Source organism: Psychrobacillus syltrankelensis (assembly GCF_055454035.1).
Window position 1 is genome coordinate 2,991,779 of record NZ_CM144227.1, and the last position, 19,544, is coordinate 3,011,322.

At 35.3% G+C, this 19,544-nt stretch carries 23 protein-coding genes, 1 pseudogene and 3 other annotated features; of the genes and pseudogenes, 19 read left to right on the forward strand and 5 right to left on the reverse strand.

All coding sequences use genetic code 11. From position 1 onward, the window contains the following. Positions 1 to 19 precede the first annotated feature (19 nt). The 8 genes from metG (at position 20) to ACTSKG_RS14620 (ending at position 7,766) form a co-directional block, all read left to right on the forward strand. Positions 20 to 1,702, forward strand: coding sequence for a methionine--tRNA ligase (gene metG / locus ACTSKG_RS14585; protein ID WP_464758044.1), 1,683 nt, complete (start codon positions 20 to 22; stop codon positions 1,700 to 1,702). Between the two features lie 93 nt (positions 1,703 to 1,795). Then, complete coding sequence (locus ACTSKG_RS14590) at positions 1,796 to 3,130, forward strand: FAD-dependent oxidoreductase (protein ID WP_464755289.1); 1,335 nt, start codon at positions 1,796 to 1,798, stop codon at positions 3,128 to 3,130. Between the two features lie 52 nt (positions 3,131 to 3,182). Further along, positions 3,183 to 3,410: a binding site (T-box leader), on the forward strand. Between the two features lie 38 nt (positions 3,411 to 3,448). Next, positions 3,449 to 3,675: a binding site (T-box leader), on the forward strand. Positions 3,676 to 3,713: 38 nt separating this feature from the next. Further along, positions 3,714 to 3,941, forward strand: a binding site (T-box leader). A gap of 56 nt (positions 3,942 to 3,997) precedes the next feature. Beyond that, positions 3,998 to 5,200: a threonine--tRNA ligase gene (thrS, locus tag ACTSKG_RS14595; RefSeq protein ID WP_464755290.1), complete on the forward strand. Its 1,203-nt coding sequence runs from the start codon at positions 3,998 to 4,000 to the stop codon at positions 5,198 to 5,200. A 75-nt stretch (positions 5,201 to 5,275) separates the two neighbouring features. Further along, the gene (locus ACTSKG_RS14600) at positions 5,276 to 5,512 is read left to right on the forward strand and encodes a hypothetical protein (protein ID WP_464755291.1); all 237 of its coding nucleotides are present in this window, start codon (positions 5,276 to 5,278) and stop codon (positions 5,510 to 5,512) included. Then, positions 5,496 to 6,056: a GNAT family N-acetyltransferase gene (locus ACTSKG_RS14605; RefSeq protein WP_464755292.1), complete on the forward strand. Its 561-nt coding sequence runs from the start codon at positions 5,496 to 5,498 to the stop codon at positions 6,054 to 6,056. Before ACTSKG_RS14600 ends, ACTSKG_RS14605 begins: the two co-directional genes overlap by 17 nt. Beyond that, positions 6,049 to 6,858 carry a nucleotidyltransferase domain-containing protein gene (locus ACTSKG_RS14610; protein WP_464755293.1) on the forward strand — a complete coding sequence of 270 codons (810 nt, stop codon included), beginning with the start codon at positions 6,049 to 6,051 and terminating at the stop codon, positions 6,856 to 6,858. The genes ACTSKG_RS14605 and ACTSKG_RS14610 overlap by 8 nt, the downstream gene beginning before the upstream one ends. Beyond that, a complete protein-coding gene (locus tag ACTSKG_RS14615) occupies positions 6,849 to 7,352 on the forward strand; it encodes a GNAT family N-acetyltransferase (RefSeq protein ID WP_464755294.1) in 504 nt (167 codons plus the stop codon). The genes ACTSKG_RS14610 and ACTSKG_RS14615 overlap by 10 nt, the downstream gene beginning before the upstream one ends. Before the next feature lie 18 nt (positions 7,353 to 7,370). Continuing rightward, positions 7,371 to 7,766, forward strand: coding sequence for a spore germination protein GerW family protein (locus ACTSKG_RS14620; RefSeq protein WP_464755295.1), 396 nt, complete (start codon positions 7,371 to 7,373; stop codon positions 7,764 to 7,766). Positions 7,767 to 7,770: 4 nt separating this feature from the next. On the opposite strand, the gene ACTSKG_RS14625 is transcribed toward ACTSKG_RS14620, so the two are convergent. Beyond that, entirely contained in the window at positions 7,771 to 8,244 is a 474-nt protein-coding gene (locus ACTSKG_RS14625) for a VanZ family protein (RefSeq protein ID WP_464755296.1), read from the reverse strand. 94 nt (positions 8,245 to 8,338) lie between these two features. Between ACTSKG_RS14625 and ACTSKG_RS14630 the strand changes: the two genes are divergently transcribed. Then, positions 8,339 to 8,734 carry a VOC family protein gene (locus ACTSKG_RS14630; RefSeq protein ID WP_464755297.1) on the forward strand — a complete coding sequence of 132 codons (396 nt, stop codon included), beginning with the start codon at positions 8,339 to 8,341 and terminating at the stop codon, positions 8,732 to 8,734. Between the two features lie 117 nt (positions 8,735 to 8,851). Here the strand turns inward: ACTSKG_RS14630 and ACTSKG_RS14635 are convergent, their stop codons facing one another. After that, positions 8,852 to 9,715 carry an AraC family transcriptional regulator gene (locus ACTSKG_RS14635; protein ID WP_464755298.1) on the reverse strand — a complete coding sequence of 288 codons (864 nt, stop codon included), beginning with the start codon at positions 9,713 to 9,715 and terminating at the stop codon, positions 8,852 to 8,854. Between the two features lie 96 nt (positions 9,716 to 9,811). Continuing rightward, on the reverse strand, positions 9,812 to 10,198 hold the full coding sequence (locus tag ACTSKG_RS14640; protein WP_464755299.1) for an NUDIX hydrolase: 387 nt from the start codon (positions 10,196 to 10,198) through the stop codon (positions 9,812 to 9,814). Positions 10,199 to 10,386: 188 nt separating this feature from the next. On the opposite strand from ACTSKG_RS14640, the gene ACTSKG_RS14645 reads away from it, so the two are divergent. From ACTSKG_RS14645 to ACTSKG_RS14690, 10 genes are all read left to right on the forward strand, one after another. Beyond that, positions 10,387 to 11,982 carry a DUF2339 domain-containing protein gene (locus ACTSKG_RS14645; protein WP_464755300.1) on the forward strand — a complete coding sequence of 532 codons (1,596 nt, stop codon included), beginning with the start codon at positions 10,387 to 10,389 and terminating at the stop codon, positions 11,980 to 11,982. A 151-nt stretch (positions 11,983 to 12,133) separates the two neighbouring features. Continuing rightward, positions 12,134 to 12,565 carry a MarR family winged helix-turn-helix transcriptional regulator gene (locus ACTSKG_RS14650; RefSeq protein ID WP_464755301.1) on the forward strand — a complete coding sequence of 144 codons (432 nt, stop codon included), beginning with the start codon at positions 12,134 to 12,136 and terminating at the stop codon, positions 12,563 to 12,565. Between the two features lie 10 nt (positions 12,566 to 12,575). Continuing rightward, positions 12,576 to 13,031 (forward strand): SRPBCC family protein, encoded by a 456-nt coding sequence (locus tag ACTSKG_RS14655; protein ID WP_464755302.1) that lies wholly within the window; start codon positions 12,576 to 12,578, stop codon positions 13,029 to 13,031. Positions 13,032 to 13,052: 21 nt separating this feature from the next. After that, positions 13,053 to 13,487, forward strand: a complete 435-nt coding sequence (locus tag ACTSKG_RS14660; RefSeq protein WP_464755303.1) for a GNAT family N-acetyltransferase — start codon at positions 13,053 to 13,055, stop codon at positions 13,485 to 13,487. Positions 13,488 to 13,649: 162 nt separating this feature from the next. Beyond that, on the forward strand, positions 13,650 to 14,057 hold the full coding sequence (locus ACTSKG_RS14665; RefSeq protein WP_464758045.1) for a DUF1801 domain-containing protein: 408 nt from the start codon (positions 13,650 to 13,652) through the stop codon (positions 14,055 to 14,057). 109 nt (positions 14,058 to 14,166) lie between these two features. After that, positions 14,167 to 14,886, forward strand: coding sequence for a YebC/PmpR family DNA-binding transcriptional regulator (locus ACTSKG_RS14670; RefSeq protein WP_464755304.1), 720 nt, complete (start codon positions 14,167 to 14,169; stop codon positions 14,884 to 14,886). A gap of 179 nt (positions 14,887 to 15,065) precedes the next feature. Next, positions 15,066 to 15,512, forward strand: coding sequence for a hypothetical protein (locus ACTSKG_RS14675; RefSeq protein ID WP_464755305.1), 447 nt, complete (start codon positions 15,066 to 15,068; stop codon positions 15,510 to 15,512). Position 15,513: 1 nt separating this feature from the next. After that, positions 15,514 to 15,978 (forward strand): NUDIX hydrolase, encoded by a 465-nt coding sequence (locus ACTSKG_RS14680; protein ID WP_464755306.1) that lies wholly within the window; start codon positions 15,514 to 15,516, stop codon positions 15,976 to 15,978. Continuing rightward, complete coding sequence (locus tag ACTSKG_RS14685) at positions 15,975 to 16,709, forward strand: hypothetical protein (protein WP_464755307.1); 735 nt, start codon at positions 15,975 to 15,977, stop codon at positions 16,707 to 16,709. The genes ACTSKG_RS14680 and ACTSKG_RS14685 overlap by 4 nt, the downstream gene beginning before the upstream one ends. After that, positions 16,706 to 17,143, forward strand: a complete 438-nt coding sequence (locus ACTSKG_RS14690) for a hypothetical protein (RefSeq protein ID WP_464755308.1) — start codon at positions 16,706 to 16,708, stop codon at positions 17,141 to 17,143. Before ACTSKG_RS14685 ends, ACTSKG_RS14690 begins: the two co-directional genes overlap by 4 nt. A 46-nt stretch (positions 17,144 to 17,189) precedes the next feature. On the opposite strand, the pseudogene ACTSKG_RS14695 reads toward ACTSKG_RS14690, so the two are convergent. Both ACTSKG_RS14695 and abc-f read right to left on the reverse strand, forming a co-directional pair. Next, positions 17,190 to 17,612: pseudogene (locus ACTSKG_RS14695) on the reverse strand (DUF4395 domain-containing protein). A 206-nt stretch (positions 17,613 to 17,818) separates the two neighbouring features. Then, entirely contained in the window at positions 17,819 to 19,471 is a 1,653-nt protein-coding gene (abc-f, locus tag ACTSKG_RS14700; RefSeq protein WP_464755309.1) for a ribosomal protection-like ABC-F family protein, read from the reverse strand. Between the last annotated feature and the right edge of the window lie 73 nt (positions 19,472 to 19,544).

Here is a 19,544-nt window from a genome sequence, read left to right on the forward strand (position 1 = left end):
TTTAACAAGGAATTAACCAATCTTTGAAGAAAAAAACCATAGACAAAAGGGGATGCTAAAAATGAGTATTTTTATTGGAGGGGCTTGGCCGTATGCGAATGGATCGTTACATTTAGGGCATATTGCTGCTTTATTGCCCGGTGATATATTGGCTCAATATTATCGTTTAAAAGGAGAAAAAGTGCTATACGTATCTGGAAGTGATTGCAACGGAACGCCTATATCTATTAGAGCAAACCAAGAAGGAGTCACAATTCGAGAAATCGCAAATCGTTACCATGAGGAATTTAAAGATTGTTTTACAAGACTTGGTTTCACTTTTAATTTATACACTCGAACTGATGGAGAATTTCATCATCATACTGTACAAAAAATATTCCTAACCTTGCTGGAGAATGGTCATATTTATAAAAAGGAAATTGATCAAATGTATTGCGAGTATGACAATCAATTTCTTCCGGATCGATACGTAGAGGGGACATGTCCGAATTGTCATCATCCTTCAAGAGGAGATCAGTGTGATAACTGTTCAACTATTCTAGATCCATTAGACTTAATTGAACCGAAATGCAAAATATGTGGAAATGAGCCAATAGTGAAAAAAACCGAGCATTTTTACTTTGCCCTAAGCGAATTTCAAAAGGAACTCGAATCTTATGTTAATAAAGCGAAAGTTGATCAAAACTGGAGAGAAAATGCACTGAATTTGTCTGAGAGGTATCTTCGTGAAGGTCTCATTGACCGTGCGGCATCAAGGGATTTGCCAAATGGCGTTAATATTCCTGTAAAAGGGTATGAAAACAAAAAGGTTTATGTTTGGATAGAAGCAGTTTCAGGCTATTATTCTGCAAGTAAGGAATGGGCAACAATTCACAATGAAAGTGAAGAAGAGTTTTGGAATGAAAATACGACTTCTTATTATGTGCATGGAAAAGATAATATTCCATTCCATACAATTATTTGGCCAGCAATTTTACTAGGGATTAAAAATCTATCGTTGCCTACACATATTGTTTCTAATGAGTATTTAACATTGGAGAAAAAGAAATTTTCTACGAGTAAAAATTGGGCAGTGTGGGTGCCGTACATTTTAGAGAAGTATCAACCAGACTCAATTAGATATTTTTTGACGACGAATGCACCGGAAAACCGGGATGCGGATTTTTCTTGGAGGGAATTTATTTTAAGTCATAATTCAGAGTTACTTGGAGCATATGGGAATTTCATTAATCGTACGTTAAAGTTTATTGAAAAGTATTATGGTGGAATTATTTCGAATGGAGTGATAAACAATGAAATAGAAGGAAAAGTGGAAAGTCTATATGACGTGGTTGGAGGACTAATTGAATCAGGACACTTTAAACAAGCGATAGATCAGGTCTTTGATTTTATACGATCTGCAAATAAATACTTTGATGCGGAGCAACCATGGAAACAAATTAACGAAGACAAAGATTCATGTGATAGTACTCTTCTTACATGTGTATTCATCATTGCAAATGTCTCCCAAATATTAGAACCGGTTCTTCCATTCTCAAGTGCAACAGTAAAAGAAATGTTAAATCTAGATGAATTTAGTTGGAAAGTAATCAAAAAGAAAAGCTACACATTGACGTTTGTCACCCCGTTATTTGAGCGGTTGGATACAAAAATGATTGTCGAGGAACTTACTTATTTAGAGAGTCAAGTGAATAATAATTAAGAGATCTTTTGTAAGCTTGAAGAATTTTTAAGTTCAAATTAAAAATGATGGGTATAGTAATGGTAATGTAGGGACTTATAGGGAGGGAGATCTATGGAGTACGTAATTATTGGTGGGGATGCAGCAGGAATGAGTGCAGCAATGGAAATTATTCGAAAGGATTCGACTGCAAAAATTACTACATTAGAAAAAGGGTATATATATTCTTACGGTCAATGTGGGTTACCGTATGTGGTGGGAAAGCACGTGCCGTCATCAACTGATGTTATTGCAAGAAGTGTTGAAATGTTTCGGAGTAAATATGGAATTAATGCAAAGACCGGATATGAGGTAACAAATATTGATGTAATAAATAAAACAGTTTCGGGAAACATTTTGCAAGAAGGAGATACATTTGAATTACAGTATAATCGACTGCTCATAGCTACGGGAGCTAGTCCAGTTATTCCTGACTGGGATGGAAGTAGGCTAACTGGAATTCATACAATCAAAACTATACCTAATACAGAAGCGATTATAGCTGACTTAGAGCATACACATCAGATAACGATCATTGGTGGAGGCTATATAGGTTTAGAAATGGCCGAGAACTTTGCAATCCTTGGAAAAAAAGTACGAATTATTCAGCGTGGAGATCAATTAGCAGGTATTTTTGATAAAGACATGGCGACTTTAATCTACAAAGAAGCTACCAACCATCATATAGAAGTAATTTTGAATGAAGAGGTAACATCGTTTTCAGGTGAGGATAGAGTAGAAGAAGTTCTAACGAACAAAGGGAGCTATCAAACGGATTTAGTGCTAATTGCAGTAGGTGTGAAACCAACGACAGAATTTTTAAAAGACACAGGAATTAGTACACTTCCAAATGGCGCAATTATTGTTAACACTCATTTAGAAACCAATGTGAAGGATGTTTATGCAGCAGGAGATTGTGCGACACACTTTCATCGAATCAAACAAAAAGATGATTACATTCCACTTGGTACTACGGCTAATAAGCAAGGACGATTGGCTGGATTCAATATGATGGGCATTGAGGAAGAATTCAAAGGGATTGTTGGGACTTCTATTATGAAATTTTTTAATTTAACCCTTGGAAAAACCGGACTTTCTGAAAAAGAACTAAATCAGTTAGGTATTCAGTACGAAACACATATACAACAGGCAACCGATATTGCGGGTTATTTCCCTGATAAGGAATTGATGCATATAAAATTACTCTATCGAAGAGATAATCAATTGCTGTTAGGAGGACAAATCATTGGAGGGAACGGAGTGGATAAACGAATAGATGTGTTAGCTACGGCACTTTTTCATCAAATGACCGTAACTGATCTCTTAGATTTAGATCTTGCCTATTCACCACCATACAATGGAGTTTGGGATCCTTTACAGCAATTGGCAAAACGAATGGGAAGAAAATAATCGAACAAATAGCTTGACGATTTTCTTTTTGTTGCATATACTAATCAAAAATCAGTAAGCGAAGAAAAGGATATGAATCATTTTATAATTTTCTTGTCAGAGAACAGGGTCAATGGCTGAGAGCCCTGAAGAAAAAGAGATGGTTTACCACCTTGGAGCTACTATGGGGAAAGCGTTGAATGTAATTATCCATAGTCGGGAAACCGTTATCTTGTATGAGCGCAATACATTTTTAGTATTGCAAAATTAGGGTGGAACCACGACCACACTCGTCCCTTTACCGGGATGGGTGTGGTCTTTTGTATTTAAAATAATATAGTTTAAGCGAAGAAAAGGATATGAATCATTTTCAATTTCTTGTCAGAGAACAGGGTCATTGGCTGGGAGCCCTGAAGAAAAACGAATGATTTACCACCTTGGAGCTATTATGGGGAAGGCGATACATGCTATTATCCATAGTCGGGAGAACCGTTATCTTGTATGAGCGCAACACACTTTTTGTGTTGCAAAATTAGGGTGGAACCACGACCACACTCGTCCCTTTACCAGGATGAGTGTGGTTTTTTGTATTAAAAATTAAATAATTTAAGCGAAGAAAAGGATATGAATCATTTTTTAATTTTCTTATCAGAGACCAGGGTCAATGGCTGAGAGCCCTGAAGAAAAAAAGATGATTTACCACCTTGGAGCTACTATGGGAAAAGCGATAAATGCAATTATCCATAGTCGGGAAACCGTTATCTTGTATGAGCGCAATACACTTTTTGTATTGTAAAATTAGGGTGGAACCACGACCACACTCGTCCCTTTACCGGGATGGGTGTGGTCTTTTTGTATTTAACAAAATTATAAACTGGAGGAATTACAATGTCACTTAAAGCAGAAGAAAGAGTAAGTCATCAGAAGTTAGGTCAGCAATTAGAATTATTTATGTCGATGGAAGAAGCGCCAGGAATGCCATTTTACTTGCCGAAAGGTATGGTGTTACGAAATGAGCTTGAAAATCTTTGGAGAATTAAGCATCAACGAGCAGGATATCAGGAAATTAAAACTCCGATCATGATGAGGCAAGAACTCTGGGAGAAGTCTGGACACTGGGATCATTACCATGAAAATATGTATTTTGCAGATGTGGATGAACAAAAATATGCGATTAAGCCGATGAATTGCCCGGGAGCAGTATTAATTTTTAACAGCAAAAGAAGAAGTTACAGAGAGTTACCTGTTCGATATGCGGAACTTGGTTTAGTTCATCGTCATGAATTATCGGGTTCATTAAATGGACTGTTACGGGTTCGAGCGTTTACTCAAGATGATGCACATCTATTTGTACGTGAGGAACAAATAGAAAGTGAAATAGACAAAGTGCTGGATCTAGTGGATGAATTTTATTCAGAATTTGGTTTTAGTTACAAAATAGAGCTATCTACTCGTCCTGAAGATTTTATGGGGGCAGTGGAAGTTTGGGACCAAGCAGAGCTAGCACTTGAATCATTATTAAAGAAAAAACAATTAGAATATCAAGTAAACGAAGGAGACGGGGCATTTTATGGTCCTAAAATTGATTTTCATATTTTAGATTCTCTTGGTCGAAGCTGGCAATGCGGAACAGTTCAGCTTGATTTTCAAATGCCTGAGAAGTTCCATTGTCAATACATTGACGAGGACAATCAACCCCGTCAACCAATTATGATTCACCGTGCAATTTATGGATCCATCGAACGTTTTATTGCTATTCTTTTGGAGCATTTCCAAGGAAGTTTTCCACTTTGGCTTGCACCTGTTCAAGTGAAGATCTTACCGATAGCGGACGCACATATTTCATATTGTGAAGAAGTGAAACGACGACTTGAACAAGAAGGGTACCGGGTTGAAATAGATGACCGAGTAGAGAAAATTGGTTTGAAAATACGCGAAGCAGCATTGCAAAAGCATCCGTATATGTTGATAATTGGGGACCAAGAAATGGAGCAAGGAATGGTCTCTGTGAGAAAGCATAAAGTAGGTAGCATTGGAGAAATGGATATCGATGAGTTGATTGGAAATTTAATAGGTGAGCAAAGAATTTAACGAATTACAAAGGAACCCTCTCCTACGAAGGAGTTTTCGTTATTCTTCACGAATAATACTGGTAGGAGGGATTTCATGAGGAAATGGTTTTTATTGATTTTAGGAGTTATTGTATTAGCCATTAATAGTTGGAGAATATATGATATGTTTCAACCGAAAGTGGGACCTATTGGGAATGGGAATATAGGTAATCATGTGTGGATATCCTTTATCACTGGTTTTATAGTTGGTTTTTGGGCAATTGCTCAATTTTTTATACTCCTTGTATATGAAAAGAAGAAAGAGAGTGTTAGGAATGATTACATTCAATAATTTTCCGCATATAGAGACAGAACGTTTTCTATTGCGTCCAATAGAAGTAAAAGATGCCGATGAGGTGTTCCATTACTTTTCGAAAGATGAAGTAACAAAATACTATGATTTGGATACATTTACTCATGTGGATGAAGCTATTCAATTAATTGAAAACTGGCAAAAGCGCTTTGCAAACAATGAAGGAATTCGCTGGGGAATTGCAACTAAGGATGAAAATAAAATAATCGGTAGCTGTGGTTATCACAATTGGGATAAGGAGCACTTCAAAGCAGAAATAGGATTTGAAGTAACACCAGAGTTTTGGCAACAAGGAGTTATGACCGAGGTTCTACCACATGTAATACAATATGGTTTTGAAGAAATAGGTCTCTTCCGAATTGAAGCACTTTATGACCCAGAAAACACAGCTTCTAAAAAGACGCTTGAAAAAGCTGGTTTTATCTATGAAGGTACTTTGAGGAAATCTTCCTTTGAAAAAGGACGTTTTTGTGACGCTGCGATCTGTTCTATTTTGAAAGATGAGTACAAAAAATATGAATGAACGTCTACCAAAGAGTGTTCATGCATTTACACAATTATTTGTAAAAGTGCTAAATAAACATTTACCTGAAAATATAATAGAAGGTATTTATATTTACGGATCGATTGCTTTAGGGGCTTTTAATGAACAGAAAAGCGACATCGACTTTATTGTTCTATTGAAGCGTGAACTCAGTGATCAAGAAGTGGTGGCTATTAAAGGAATCCATTCACAAATGAACAAGTATGAATTCGGAAATCGAATGGACGGAGTTTACGTTCAAGCAAGTCTAATAGGTAAAACAAATGAAGAGCAACCGATGTATCCATTTTGCTCAGATGGAAAAGTTAGTGTGGGGCATTGGGATGTGAATCATATTACATGGTGGGTTTTAAAACAGCATGGGATTAGGTTGCAAGGAACGACAATCGCAGAACTAAATATCACAACAAGTTGGGCAGATGTCTTGAAAACGTTGGAATATAATGTGAACAAATACTGGTTCCACAAGACTAAAAAAATGTATCTGTTTTTGTTCGATAGTATGATAGAATTCACAACTTGTACGATTAGTAGAATCATATGCTCGCTCGAACGACAAGATATATTTTCGAAAGATGAAGCAGTTAAGTTATGTTTGGGCACACTGCCAGAAAGATGGCATCTCCTCTTAAATGAAGGTGCACGAATTCGAATAGGAACAAATATGAAATCATTGTATAAAAGCAAAATAAAAAGAGCAAAAGATTGTAGAGATTTTATATTATTTACACATGAATTATATAAAGAAGACTTTTTAATGAGGAGTAAACTATGGAAATAAAATTATTAACGCCAGCCGACGCAAGTGCGTATTGGGAATTAAGATTAGAAGCACTACAGCTAAATCCAGAAGCATTTGGCTCAAGTTACGAGGAAGCAATACAAAGAACCAATCCCATTGAACAAGTGAAAAATAATTTTCTAACAGAAGGAAACTATACATTTGGAGCATTTGACCAACATAAGCTTATGGGAATGGTTACTTTAATCCAGGAGAGCTCCATAAAATTCAAGCACAGAGCGAATATTTATGCGATGTACGTAAGTCCAGAGATGCGAGGTAAAGGTGTTGGCAAAGCATTGATTACTGAAGCAATTAATAAAGCTGAAACAATAGAAGGAATTGAGAAACTTAATCTGACTGTTGTATCAACTAACGAACCAGCTAAGAAACTTTATACACAGTTAGGATTTAAAGTTTTTGGTGTGGAGGAAAAAGCATTAAAGGTGGAAGATACCTATTACGACGAGGATCTCATGGTGCTAATTTTTTAATGCAAAGGGAGGAAGATAGTGGAAGTAAAAAAGTCAGTTATTGGCTCGCATGCACATGACAAAAACGCAATTTATCATTCACCCATACGTTCAATACTCGATAAGTTCTCTCGTAATAAGGATGTTTCGCTGGTTTATGGAGAATCAATTGGGTTTGAAGATAAAAAAGTAATTCCGGTAGCTAAAATAAAATATTATGTTGGCGGTGGTGGAGGATATTCTGAGAGCAATGAGAAAGAATCAGCTGCCCAGGGAGAAGGAGCAGGAGGTTATTTTTCTGTTAAGCCAATTGGTGTTCTTGAAATTACGCCTGGAAAGGTTAAGTTTAAGCCTATTGTTCAATTGAATTTCCTTTTAACTCTTTTTACTATATTCACGTTTGGTCTTGTTTTACTATGGAAGAAAGTTCGCTAAAGAATTAATCCTTAGCGAATTTTCTTTGTTTTATAGTTTTAACAAACTTCCATAATAGAAGAGCACTAATGGCACCAACTGTATCAAGCATAACATCTTGAGCGGTAGCTGTACGCCCGCTTGTTAAGGATTGGTGAAATTCATCTGCAATAGCAAAGAGCATTGTTAGAATTGCTGCAGTTATAATCCGATATTTGAATCTAGGTAAAGCAGCATAAACTGCAAGAGCAATCACTCCAAAATATAAAAAATGCGTACCTTTTCGAATTAAAAACTCAACAAAGAGATAGTAACCACGCTCTTTAATAGATACTAGAATGCCCCAATATGGTATTTGAAGATAAGAAAGAAAAGATTCAAACGGCTTATTTGGCAACCACTTTTCCAATGTTGCTACAAGAGATTGCTGTTCCGCTGTTTGTCCTGATGATATGAATACAATTATAAGTAAAATTAGAAGAGGAATTATTTTTTTCATACCAAAACAGTATCATAAAAACAGGGAATTTTCATTCCTACAAACTAAATAAGGTTATGCTAAAATTAAATAAAAAGTAAGGGAGAAAAATACTATGCCTAAAATCAATACATTTCTAATGTTCGAAGGACAAGCTGAAGAAGCAATCAATTTTTACACATCGATTTTCAAGCATTCGGAGATTATTCGAATTGCACGCTATGGAGCTAGCGGCCCTGGAATTGAAGGGAAAGTATCACAAGCGGCATTCTCTATTAATGGACAAGAGTTTTTATGTACTGACAGTTTTGTCCAACATGCGTTCACATTCACACCTTCTATATCTTTATTTGTAGAATGTGATTCGGAAGAAGAAATTGATGACGCTTATGCAAAGCTATTAGAGGGCGGGCAGTCATTAATGCCAATTGACAAATATCCATTTAGCAAGAAATTTGGTTGGGTACAAGATAAGTTTGGTGTCTCATGGCAATTGAATCTTTCTAATTAATTGAAAATCGGATAATGAACGAGAAAAATCGAATGATGAATAACGCTGATTAGAACGCCAATAAAAAAAGTATCACCTAGGAGTAATTTTTAATACTCCTAAGTGATACTTTTTCGACTATTTAATAGGAATCCAAATTTCTGAATAATAATCTGGACTAGACGCGTTCCCATCGGAATACACTTCTAGCTCTGGTGTACCTGCATGCTCGTAAGGGTTAGATGGAAACCATTCAGAAAAAATTTGCTTCCAAGTGTTTTGCATGGCATCCGGCATTGGACCGTGCACTTCAAAAACTACCCATTTCGATGCTGGGATTTCCATTCCTGAAAAGTTTTCTGGTACATCACCATCATGAGCTGTTGCAATCCAATAATCAATCAAGCTGTTCTTTTGATAATTCTTGTCTGCAACACAAACTCCTAGCACACCTTTTACTCCACCATTGTTTAACTGAAACAGTGAATTATCCGTGCCGTCTGCATTTACTTCATCCCAAAATACAGGGATACCTTGCAAGTTCTCGCCTTTTTTACAGTCGTACGTTCTTTTTATTCCAACAACTTGAAAACTTTCCTCTTCTACAATTTTGTACTTCATCGGTTCGGCTCCTCTCAAGCTCACCTGGATCACCAGGCGGTTGTATGATTTTAATTTTCCTAATTTTTTTCGAGCTTCACTCGGCGTAATGCTATGTTGTTTTCGAAAAGCCTTTGTGAAAGCTTCGGGAGTATCGTAGCCATATTTATAGGAGAGATCGATTATTTTGTTGTCTGTATTCATTAATTCCTGTGCAGCTAAAGTTAATCGTCGTTGTCGGATATAATCTCCAACGGATATATTCGTTAAAATTGCAAACGTCCTTTGGAAATGAAATACTGAAGAATTTGCTTCTTTAGCAATTTGTTCCATTTTCAACTCATCAAGTAAATGAACTTCAATATAGTTAATTGCCTTCTGAATCGATTCCACCCATCCCATGGCCCTCACCCCTAATAAATATCATAAATTGTAACTAACAATGAATCCTGTCATTTTGTGCTAACTATGGACTGATTCAATTTTTAGTCGCAAGGTTTAAGAGAGAATTATATCCACAATTTCCCGAGGGCGAACTTCAAAAGAAAGAAGATCGTCAATATCCATCCATACTGGTTCGTATGTTCCGCGTTCGATTGAAGTGTGTGTATATTCTTCTCCAGTTCCTGTCCCAAAGTTTCCTCCTACAATATCTGCTAAGAAAAAATGTTGTGTACCATTTTGTTTTAATACTTTAAGCAGACGCTGAATTCGGACGATTACGCCGAGTTCTTCGTATGTTTCTCGTATAGCTGCTTGTTCCGGAGTTTCACCACTCTCTATGCCCCCACCCGGAAATACATAATAAGTCATATGTGGCTTGGTTCTTTTGATAAGCGCTACACGACCATTTTCAATTATGATAGTGGCTCCTCGGTTTCTCATGTTTAATTCCCCTCATATTTTCTTCTTTAATAGTAAAAGTATACCAAAAATTTATTATAAAGAGTGATTAAAATGTATGTTCTGATATTATTGTATAGTGATAAAAATTTCCAGTAGAAGATAAATAAAGGATATTTTCAGCGTTTGTCTAATACTATTAAAATAGAGATGTTGAAATGGGGGGTAAAATGGAAAAGAATGCAACTCTTGAAAATCGAATAGAGCACTTGGAAGAACGCGTTCGTTTGTTAGAAGAGCAATTATCCAAGAAGAACTCCATAGTTCAGAATCAAAAGCCAATTATACATTCGAAACAACAAGAGAAAACAACGATTGAATGGGATGTGCTCATCTTTCAGAAAATCCTGCCACCTTTATTTATAATTGTTTTTATTGTCGGTATCCTTTGGGCGTTCAAAGCTGCCTCTGATTACGGTATTTTAAATGCTCAAGTAAAAGTTGTACTTGGATATGTGGTAGGTTTTGCAATAATCGGATTAGGTTTATGGCAAATAAAACAAAGTCGAAAAAATTTAGGACAAATGCTATTAGGTGGCGCTATTCCTGTTTTTATGTTGACTACTTTTGCTATGCATCAGCTATATGCTATGGCTGGCCCTGAAATATCTTTTTTTCTAAACGTAGTTTGGATTTTATTAGGATTGTTTCTAACATATAAGTTCAAATCACAAGGGATTGGAATTGTTTCCACCGTTGGAGGAGTATTTGTCCCTTTTCTAATTAATAGTACTTCGCCAAATATTCCGTTGTTTTCACTTTATGAAGCATTACTATTCACTATTTTTTTGTTGATTGCACTTAAATATAGTTACAAAGCTTTATATTATGTCTCAGTTGTTTTCTTGCAAATAGCTATAGTAGTATTTGCTATTTTTACAAATGTGTCTGAAGCATTAAAGTGGCTAGTTGTATTACCGATATTAGTACAGCATTTAGCATTATTGGTTAGTTTTTTAAAGACAAAGCAGATGTTAAAAAATCAGGCATATATGCTTTTTTCTGTTATGATTTTTACTGCTATGTGGATTCGGATTGTTTTAACGGAAAACGAAGCATCCGTTTTAGTGGCAGCTATAGCGATTGTATATGGAGTATGCCTATATATGTACCGACAAGATTTGAAACGTGCGCCTATCTTTATAGCGAACGGATCATTAGCTTTGTTAATTCTAATGCAACTTCTCGTAGATGATTTATTATTTGAAGGAATAATTGGATTGAGTATAATATACTTGCTTGTATATAAAAAATTCACTCATAAGTTACACATAATTCTTTTTGGATTCACCTATTTTATTGGATTTTACTATGTGTTATTAATTTCCATTACAAGTTGGTTTTCATGGGAAATGTTGCACTGGATAGTGTTTATCGCTGCGACAGCATATGAGATTTATGTACTTAAGGCAATTAGTAAACAAAAAAAATATATTGTTTTTAATATTGGCGTCCCATATTTAGGAGTCTTATTATTATACTTTCTTCATATGATTGCGATTATTATATCTGGCGAATTAGGAAGTAATTTAGAACGTGTATTTACTAGTTCTTTATGGGTTGTTGTAGCCATTCTTTTTATGGTAGGGAGTAGACGATTATTATTGGAACAAGGTAAATATGTGGGAGTGGGTATTCTATTCTTCACATTAGCAAAGATAATATTGTTCGACATTCCATTTGTTTCAGTAGCCATTAAAGCGTTGTTATTCATTGTTCTTGGAATTGTAGGATTAATCGTGTCGCGTGCCTATTATAAAAAATAAAGACCTAATCTTAAGTAAATAAGCTAAAATAACGATAATGATGTTTATCATGATTCACCCGGCGGATTTCACGGATATTGTATTGTGATTACACAATTCGATATCAGGATCAATTACGCCGAGGCCTAATTGATTTTTGGAGGAGTTTGAATTGAAACAAGATATTTTTAAAGTAATTAGAACAATAGAAACTTTTACAAATGAAGCAATCATAAGATGGACAAAATCTTTTAATAAAAATATAGGATTGTCCCCAATACTTACTTTATCTGAACTTAAGAAAACAGGCCCTCAAAAATCTACAGTATTAGCAGCTAAATTAGGTTACACACCAGGTGCTATTACAAATATTTCAACTAAGCTTGTGAAAGAAAATTATGTAGAGCGAATATACAATGATGAGGATCGCCGTAATGTGTTACTTAAAATAACTCCAAAAGGAGAAGCACTACTGCAAGAGGCAATAGAAAAAGGTGATGAGCTTCACATTGAACTCTTTAGTGTATTAAGCGATGAAGAGTTGAATCAATTATTGTCCTTATATGAGAAAATACTTCAAAACCTAGAGGTAGAGGAGAAATAAAGGGTGCAATATGCCTGTCATACAACATAAAACCTATATGGAGGCACCAATTAATAAGTGTTTCAATCTTGCCAGAGATGTGGAAATTCATATTAAAACTTCAGAGAAAACAAACGAAAAAGCGGTTGCTGGTGTAGTAACAGGTCTTTTAAATTTATATGATACCATCACGTGGGAAGCAACTCATTTTGGTGTTAAACAAAGATTAACTGCGAAGATTACTGAAATGAATATACCATTTAGGTTTGTGGATGTGATGGTAAAGGGATCCTTTCATTCTTTTACGCATACACATGAATTTGTTGAATATGGGACTGGAACATTGATGATCGATAACTTTGAATATAAAGTTCCTTTTGCTCTTTTAGGTCGAATAGCGGATAAACTGTTTTTAGAAAAATATATGAGAAATTTTATCATTTTTAGAGCAAATGAGTTAAAAAGAATTGCAGAGCTAGGCAAATGAAGTTGAAAGGGGAACATCTACTTGCAGTTCATTTATTATTCAGGAAGACCAGATTCTAATATTCTTTCTGGAATTATGGAAATCCATAAGCATGTTTTTGAAGGGTCAGAACTAGTTTTAGAAGAATTAGATGAAAAGAAGAAATTACTCATCTTCGTAGCATTAGAAGAGGAGCGAGTTGTAGGTTTTAAAATTGGTCATGAATTTGCAGATGATACATTTTATAGCTGGCTTGGTGGCGTTCACTCTGATTTTCGCGGAAAAGGAATAGCTTCTGAGTTAATGAGACGACAGCATGCACTTGTGAAGTCATTTGGTTATAAGAAAATCCGTACAATTTCTAGAAATAATAGAAGGCAAATGCTCCTATTAAATATTAAATTTGGTTTTGATGTAATCGAAACATTCATAAGTACAAAAGGGACGCATAAGATTGTTTTGGAAAAAGAATTATAAATGAAAGAAGGGGCATTCCTGAAAATGGAATGCTCCTTTTAGTTATCGTCAACCATCATAGAGAAATAGAGGAATTACAGGACACTTATAGAAGATTATTAAGAGGATATAAAAAAACAAAATTCATAAGGGGGTCAATGAGTGGCTAAGTATGAGCAAAAGATGAAAGAGACGAATCAAGATGTAGTAGAATTTATCGAAAAAGTGGAAAGTCCTAAGAAACGAGAAGATGCTTACAAGCTTTTAGAGATTTTTGAAGAAACATCAGGTTATGAAGCGAAAATGTGGGGACCAAGTATCATTGGTTTTGGATCGTATCATTATAAATATGCGACCGGGCATGAAGGGGATGCACCTCTTGTCGGTTTCTCTCCAAGAAAAGCAAAGATTAGTCTTTATTTTGCACCTGGTGATACAGCACGTCAAGAAAGTCTAAAGCGATTTGGGAAGTATACTTCAGGGAAATCATGTATATACATTAATAAAATAGATGATATTGAAGTGGATATTTTGAAAGAAATGATTACACAATCTATTATGTTTTTACAAAATTTATATCCAGATAATTAAAACATTTTGGAAGTTAATGTATTTACTTTTGCTACTTAATATGAAATTAATGTATAATACTACAGTATAAATTAAAGTAGAAACTTTAACTGAAAGAGAGTGGGACTTTATGGGTCGTAAGTGGAATAATATTAAGGAAAAGAAAGCTTCCAAAGATGCAAATACTAGCCGTATATATGCAAAATTTGGACGTGAAATATATGTAGCTGCAAGACAAGGTGAACCGGATCCTACCTCTAACCAAGCTTTGAAGGTAGTATTAGAACGTGCGAAAACATACAGTGTGCCTAAGCATATTATTGATAAAGCAATTGAAAAAGCAAAAGGTGGATCGGAAGAAAGCTATGATGAGCTTCGTTATGAAGGTTTCGGTCCAAGTGGCTCTATGGTAATCGTGGACGCATTAACAAATAACGTAAACCGCACTGCATCTGACGTGCGTGCTGCATTTGGTAAAAATGGCGGCAACATGGGTGTTAGTGGTTCTGTTGCTTATATGTTCGATGCGACTGCTGTTATTGGTTTAGAAGGTAAAACGGCGGATGAAGTGTTAGAGATTCTTATGGAAGCGGATGTAGATGCTCGCGACATTTTAGAAGAAGAAGATTCCGTTATAGTGTACGCAGAACCAGATCAATTCCATGCAGTACAAGAGGCATTAAGAGCAGCTGGAGTTACAGAATTTACTGTAGCAGAGCTAACAATGCTTGCTCAAAATGACATTTCATTAGATGCGGATGCTCAAGCACAATTCGAAAAAATGATCGATGCGATTGAAGATTTAGAAGATGTTCAACAGGTCTACCACAACGTAGATTTAGGAGAATAATAGAAAAAAGGTTGTCTAATCAGTAGGAATTTTTACTGGGAGACAACCTTTTTTTATTTGTCCGTGATTTAAATTGAGGATTAGTTGAAAAAAATATTATATTACCAAAACCAATATAAGGGAAAAGTGGAACTGAAACCAATATAGAACGTCCAATTCGATAAAGGGGTGTGCATGGAATGAAAGATAAGTCTTTAATTTCTTATGTAATCATTTTTATGTTATGTGCATCGATTTTATTTCCAGTTAAAACACTAGCGTCATGGGCGTATGCATTTGTCGTTTGGGATGGTTATGTGTATGTCTTAACGGATGAAATTGTAAATGAGGTAGGAAAAGAAATTGGACATGTGACTAAGTATTCGGATTTGGAGGGGACTTATTCTGGTAACTTTTCAAATGTCTATCCGAAAGGAACAAAGTATTATTCAATAGTTGGAGTGAATACAGATGATGCAATTGCAATAAAAGATGAAACTGGTAAATATATTAAAGCAACAAGGAATGGAGAATACGCTAGTAATAAATACGACATTCTTCAAAACAGTACTACGATATTGTGGATTTTAATGATTATGTTGATTGCTATACTGGGAGTTTACTTCATTAATAAAAGGAGAAATTAATTTGGCAAACGAGTATCCGAAGCATTTTATTGCAGTTTCTGCTTTTATCACGAATGATAAAGGGGAAGTATTGTTAGTTAAAACACATTTGCGTTCCGATACATGGGAAGCACCAGGGGGACAGGTAGAAGTTGGTGAGCCTTTGGATAAAGCTGTGCGCCGGGAAATACTAGAGGAAACGGGAATTGTCATACGTCCACTAGGAATTACCGGTGTTTATTATAATGTAACGAAACATATTCTATCTGTTGTTTTCAAAGCAGAATACGTCAGCGGAGAATTGAATATTCAACCGGAAGAAATTAAAGAAGCTCAGTTTGTCAAAATGACGGAAGCCAATATTGAACAATTCATCACACGTCCACATATGAGATCACGTACATTAGATGCGATGAATTCAGTAAATTTTATACCTTATGAAACATGGGAAGTAAATCCATACAATTTACTTGGTAGATTGGAATGAAGGGATCTATATTAACTACAGCGCTTGTTACGATTACACATGATCCAATGGGGAAGAATATTAAACTTTTTAAAGAATTGCAACGAAGTTTTTTAGAAATATATGGAGATCTATTTATTACAATTAGTGAAGAATCATCTGAAGAACTAATAAATGAAGTCCGAAAAAGTAAATTTAAGTATAAAATAATTCCTAAAAATGGAGCAGCATATGCAAGAAGGGAAGCATTAAAATTCGCACTTACTGGGAAAAATCAACACTACCATTACTGTGACTTGGATAGGATATTAACTTGGGGGAAAAATTATATAACTGAGTTAGAAGAAGTAGTTGCAGATATACCAAATCATGATTATTTAATCATTGGTCGAACAGAAAGAGCGATGAATACTCACCCTATTGAATGGATTGAAACGGAAAAAATCACGAATAAAATTTTTTCATTAGAACTAGGAAAAGAAGTGGATGTAACTGCAGGTTCCTGTGCATTTTCGAGAGTGTGTGCTGAAGTTATTGACACGTTTTCTAAAGCAGAAATGACGGATGCTGAATGGGCAATGATTGCATATAGAATAGCAAAAAGACAAGTAACCTACAATGCTGTTGAAGGTTTAGAATATCAAGAAGAAATTAATGGGTTGAACCGAACAGTTAGTGAGACGGACAAGTGGTTTAGTAGACTGAAGCTTAGTTGTATTATAAGCGAAACTGCTATAAAGGTGGGGAAATGAAGACTTCGATCATTAATAATAAAACTGTGCCTTTTTTCATCCTTTTCATTCTGTTATTAACAGGATGTAGTGAACAGGAGAATAAGAATAAGAACAAGAACGATTTGACTAGAGTGGATGTTTATAAAGTAAATGCAGACGAAAAGTATGATGAAGAAGTGATTATCTCAGATAAATCAGCGGTGGATGTCTTAAGCAGGGTGTTTGAACAAATTGTTTGGGAACAAAATGTAAAAGCAGAAATGGCGAGAAGAGAAGACATAAAAGCAGTTTTGTTTATGGAAGTTGAAGAAAATATGACAAAACGAGTAGTGTACTATATATGGTTTGAACAAAATGGTACGGCGACAATAATTAATTACGATGAGAGTTCACTTGGAAAGCTAGATGAAAAGAATACTAACATATTAAAAAGTAAGCTCAACTTTGAATAGATAAATAGCAAGAAGCCTCGTCATTTTGCTGAGGAGGCTTCTTGTCTTAGTGTGCCGCTGATTTTTTTCTTCTATAGTTCCACTGTTTGTATTGGAAGCGCACAAAGCATCCGAAGCAAAACCCGAGAATTGCAATAAGTGCAGCTAGGCCAACCATAATTGTTGTGATATTAAATAGGAGAGGCCAATCTAATAAAAAACTAAAACTTGCAATGAATAAAAAGCCGACAGCTAGCCATTAATTGAATCTTAACTGAGCGTAATCTTCCTGGATATATTGATTTACAGGTTTAGAGAGGAATCGTTTTACTATAATTAAAATGGGATGAAACCCAGTTAATAAGCTTGAAAGATTTGCAATTAGTGGAATGAATAAAATCCACGCCGACTGTGTGCTTAAAGCAATAATTACAGACAATACAATGGCCCATTGATTTGCCATGACTAGAGGTTTTGGAATTGTTTTCATCTTAAAACCTACTTTTCTTATAGGATTAATAACATTGTATGCTTCTTTACCGAAATTGTAAATGGAAAAATAGCTTACTCCTCATATTTCCCGGGAAATTGACAAAAAAGGATAGAATATTACAAGTTTGATACTGGTGCCTGGCACCAGTAATATACTTGTAATAAAAGAAGCTATCCTAAAATGAAATAGGATAGCTTTTGGAGTTATTTCTTCTTTAAGTCGTTAATTTGTTTAGTAAGTGAGATAAATTTTTGGTCTAATTCAGTGTATTTAGGGTCATTTTTCTGAATGTAGCTGAGTAAACCTAAGACAGCTTGTTGTTCTGTTTCTAATTTCAGTAGATTTTTTTCTAGAGAAGATTCATCGTTTTTATGCATCCATTCTTTATAGCTCATTTCAACTTTTCGAATCGTTTTGTTTTCAAATATGAGTAGTTTATTTGTTAGTCTTTCTAAAAAGTAACGGTCGTGAGTGACTAGCAGGATGGTACCAGGATAGGTAGAGAGTGTTTTCTCTAATTGCTCTCTAGAAGTAAGATCCAAATGGTTTGTTGGCTCATCTAAAAGTAGAACATCCTTTTGATCAAGTATAAACTCCATTAGTTTTAATTTTACTCGTTCGCCCATACTCATTGTATGAATAGGACGAGACCAGTGATCCTTTGAGAAGCCTAGATTCATCATAAGTGTCTGAATTTGCCCTCGTGCTTCAAAATCAGAGGGTGCAAAAAACTCAAATGGGGTTTTCTCCTCTGGCAAATCGAATACCGTCTGACGTAGATAGCCAATATTCATGGCTTCCGATTTCCAAAGCTGTCCTTGTACAGTTTCTTCTCCTAATAACATGCGGAAAAATGTCGATTTACCACTTCCGTTAGAACCTATGATGCCAATCCGCTCTTGAGATTGTATTGTAAAGGTAGCGTTTTGAAATAAAAGTTTGTCCTCGAAGCTCTTGGAAATCTTTTTGGCTTCTAAAACACGCTTTCCCTTCTTCTTATTTCCTTCTATAGAAAAGATCACTTCTTTTTCTTCTTCAGGCTTATCTATTGTGTTTTTAGAAAGTTCCAGTTCTAATCGTTTCTTTTTGGAACGAATTTGAACATCCATTTTCTTTGCCTTGACACGGTAATACTCTTTATTAAATTCATGTTTAGTCGAATCTGCATGTGCTTTGGATGACCAGTTTTTAAGATCGGATATTTGTTTTTCTACTTGTTGTATTTTTGATTGTTGCCCGTCATAGAGTCTTTGTTGGGTTAATCTATTTTCTACCTTCCTTTGTCTGTAAGAAGTGTAATTGCCAGCATAGACCGTTAACTTTTTGTTTTCTAATTCCCAAATCCATTCAGCTACCTCATCTAAAAAATATCGGTCATGGGATACTAAAATAATTGTTCCTTGGTAGGAGTGTATTTGTTTTTTTAGGAAAGACAAGCTATCTTGATCTAAATGGTTAGTAGGTTCATCTAATAATAGAAGTTGAGCCTTTTCCGCAAATACACAAGACAATCTCCTCTTCATTTTCTCTCCACCACTTAATTGCGTATAATCTCGCCCTTGAGGAACAGACCATTTACTAAAGTACTTCCATTCATCGTCTGCATAATCAGTTTTATGAAATTGTTCATCTTCTTGTTTAAAGTAACTAATAGTCGGTTGAGCAAACCATTCAATTTGTCCCATCGTGGGGGCTTTCTCATTTGCAAGTATAGAAAGGAGGGAAGACTTACCTTCACCATTTCCTCCCACAAGACCAATAACTGCCCCGGTAACTATATCAGCTTTTATATTTTTTAAAATAACTTTGTCACCAAAAGTTATACAGATATCTACTAACTTTCCGTGTAGTGTCATAAAATCCTCTCCCTTTGGAGGAATAAAAAATCCCTCCGTTATTAAACGGAAGGATTAAATACTGACCATTAAA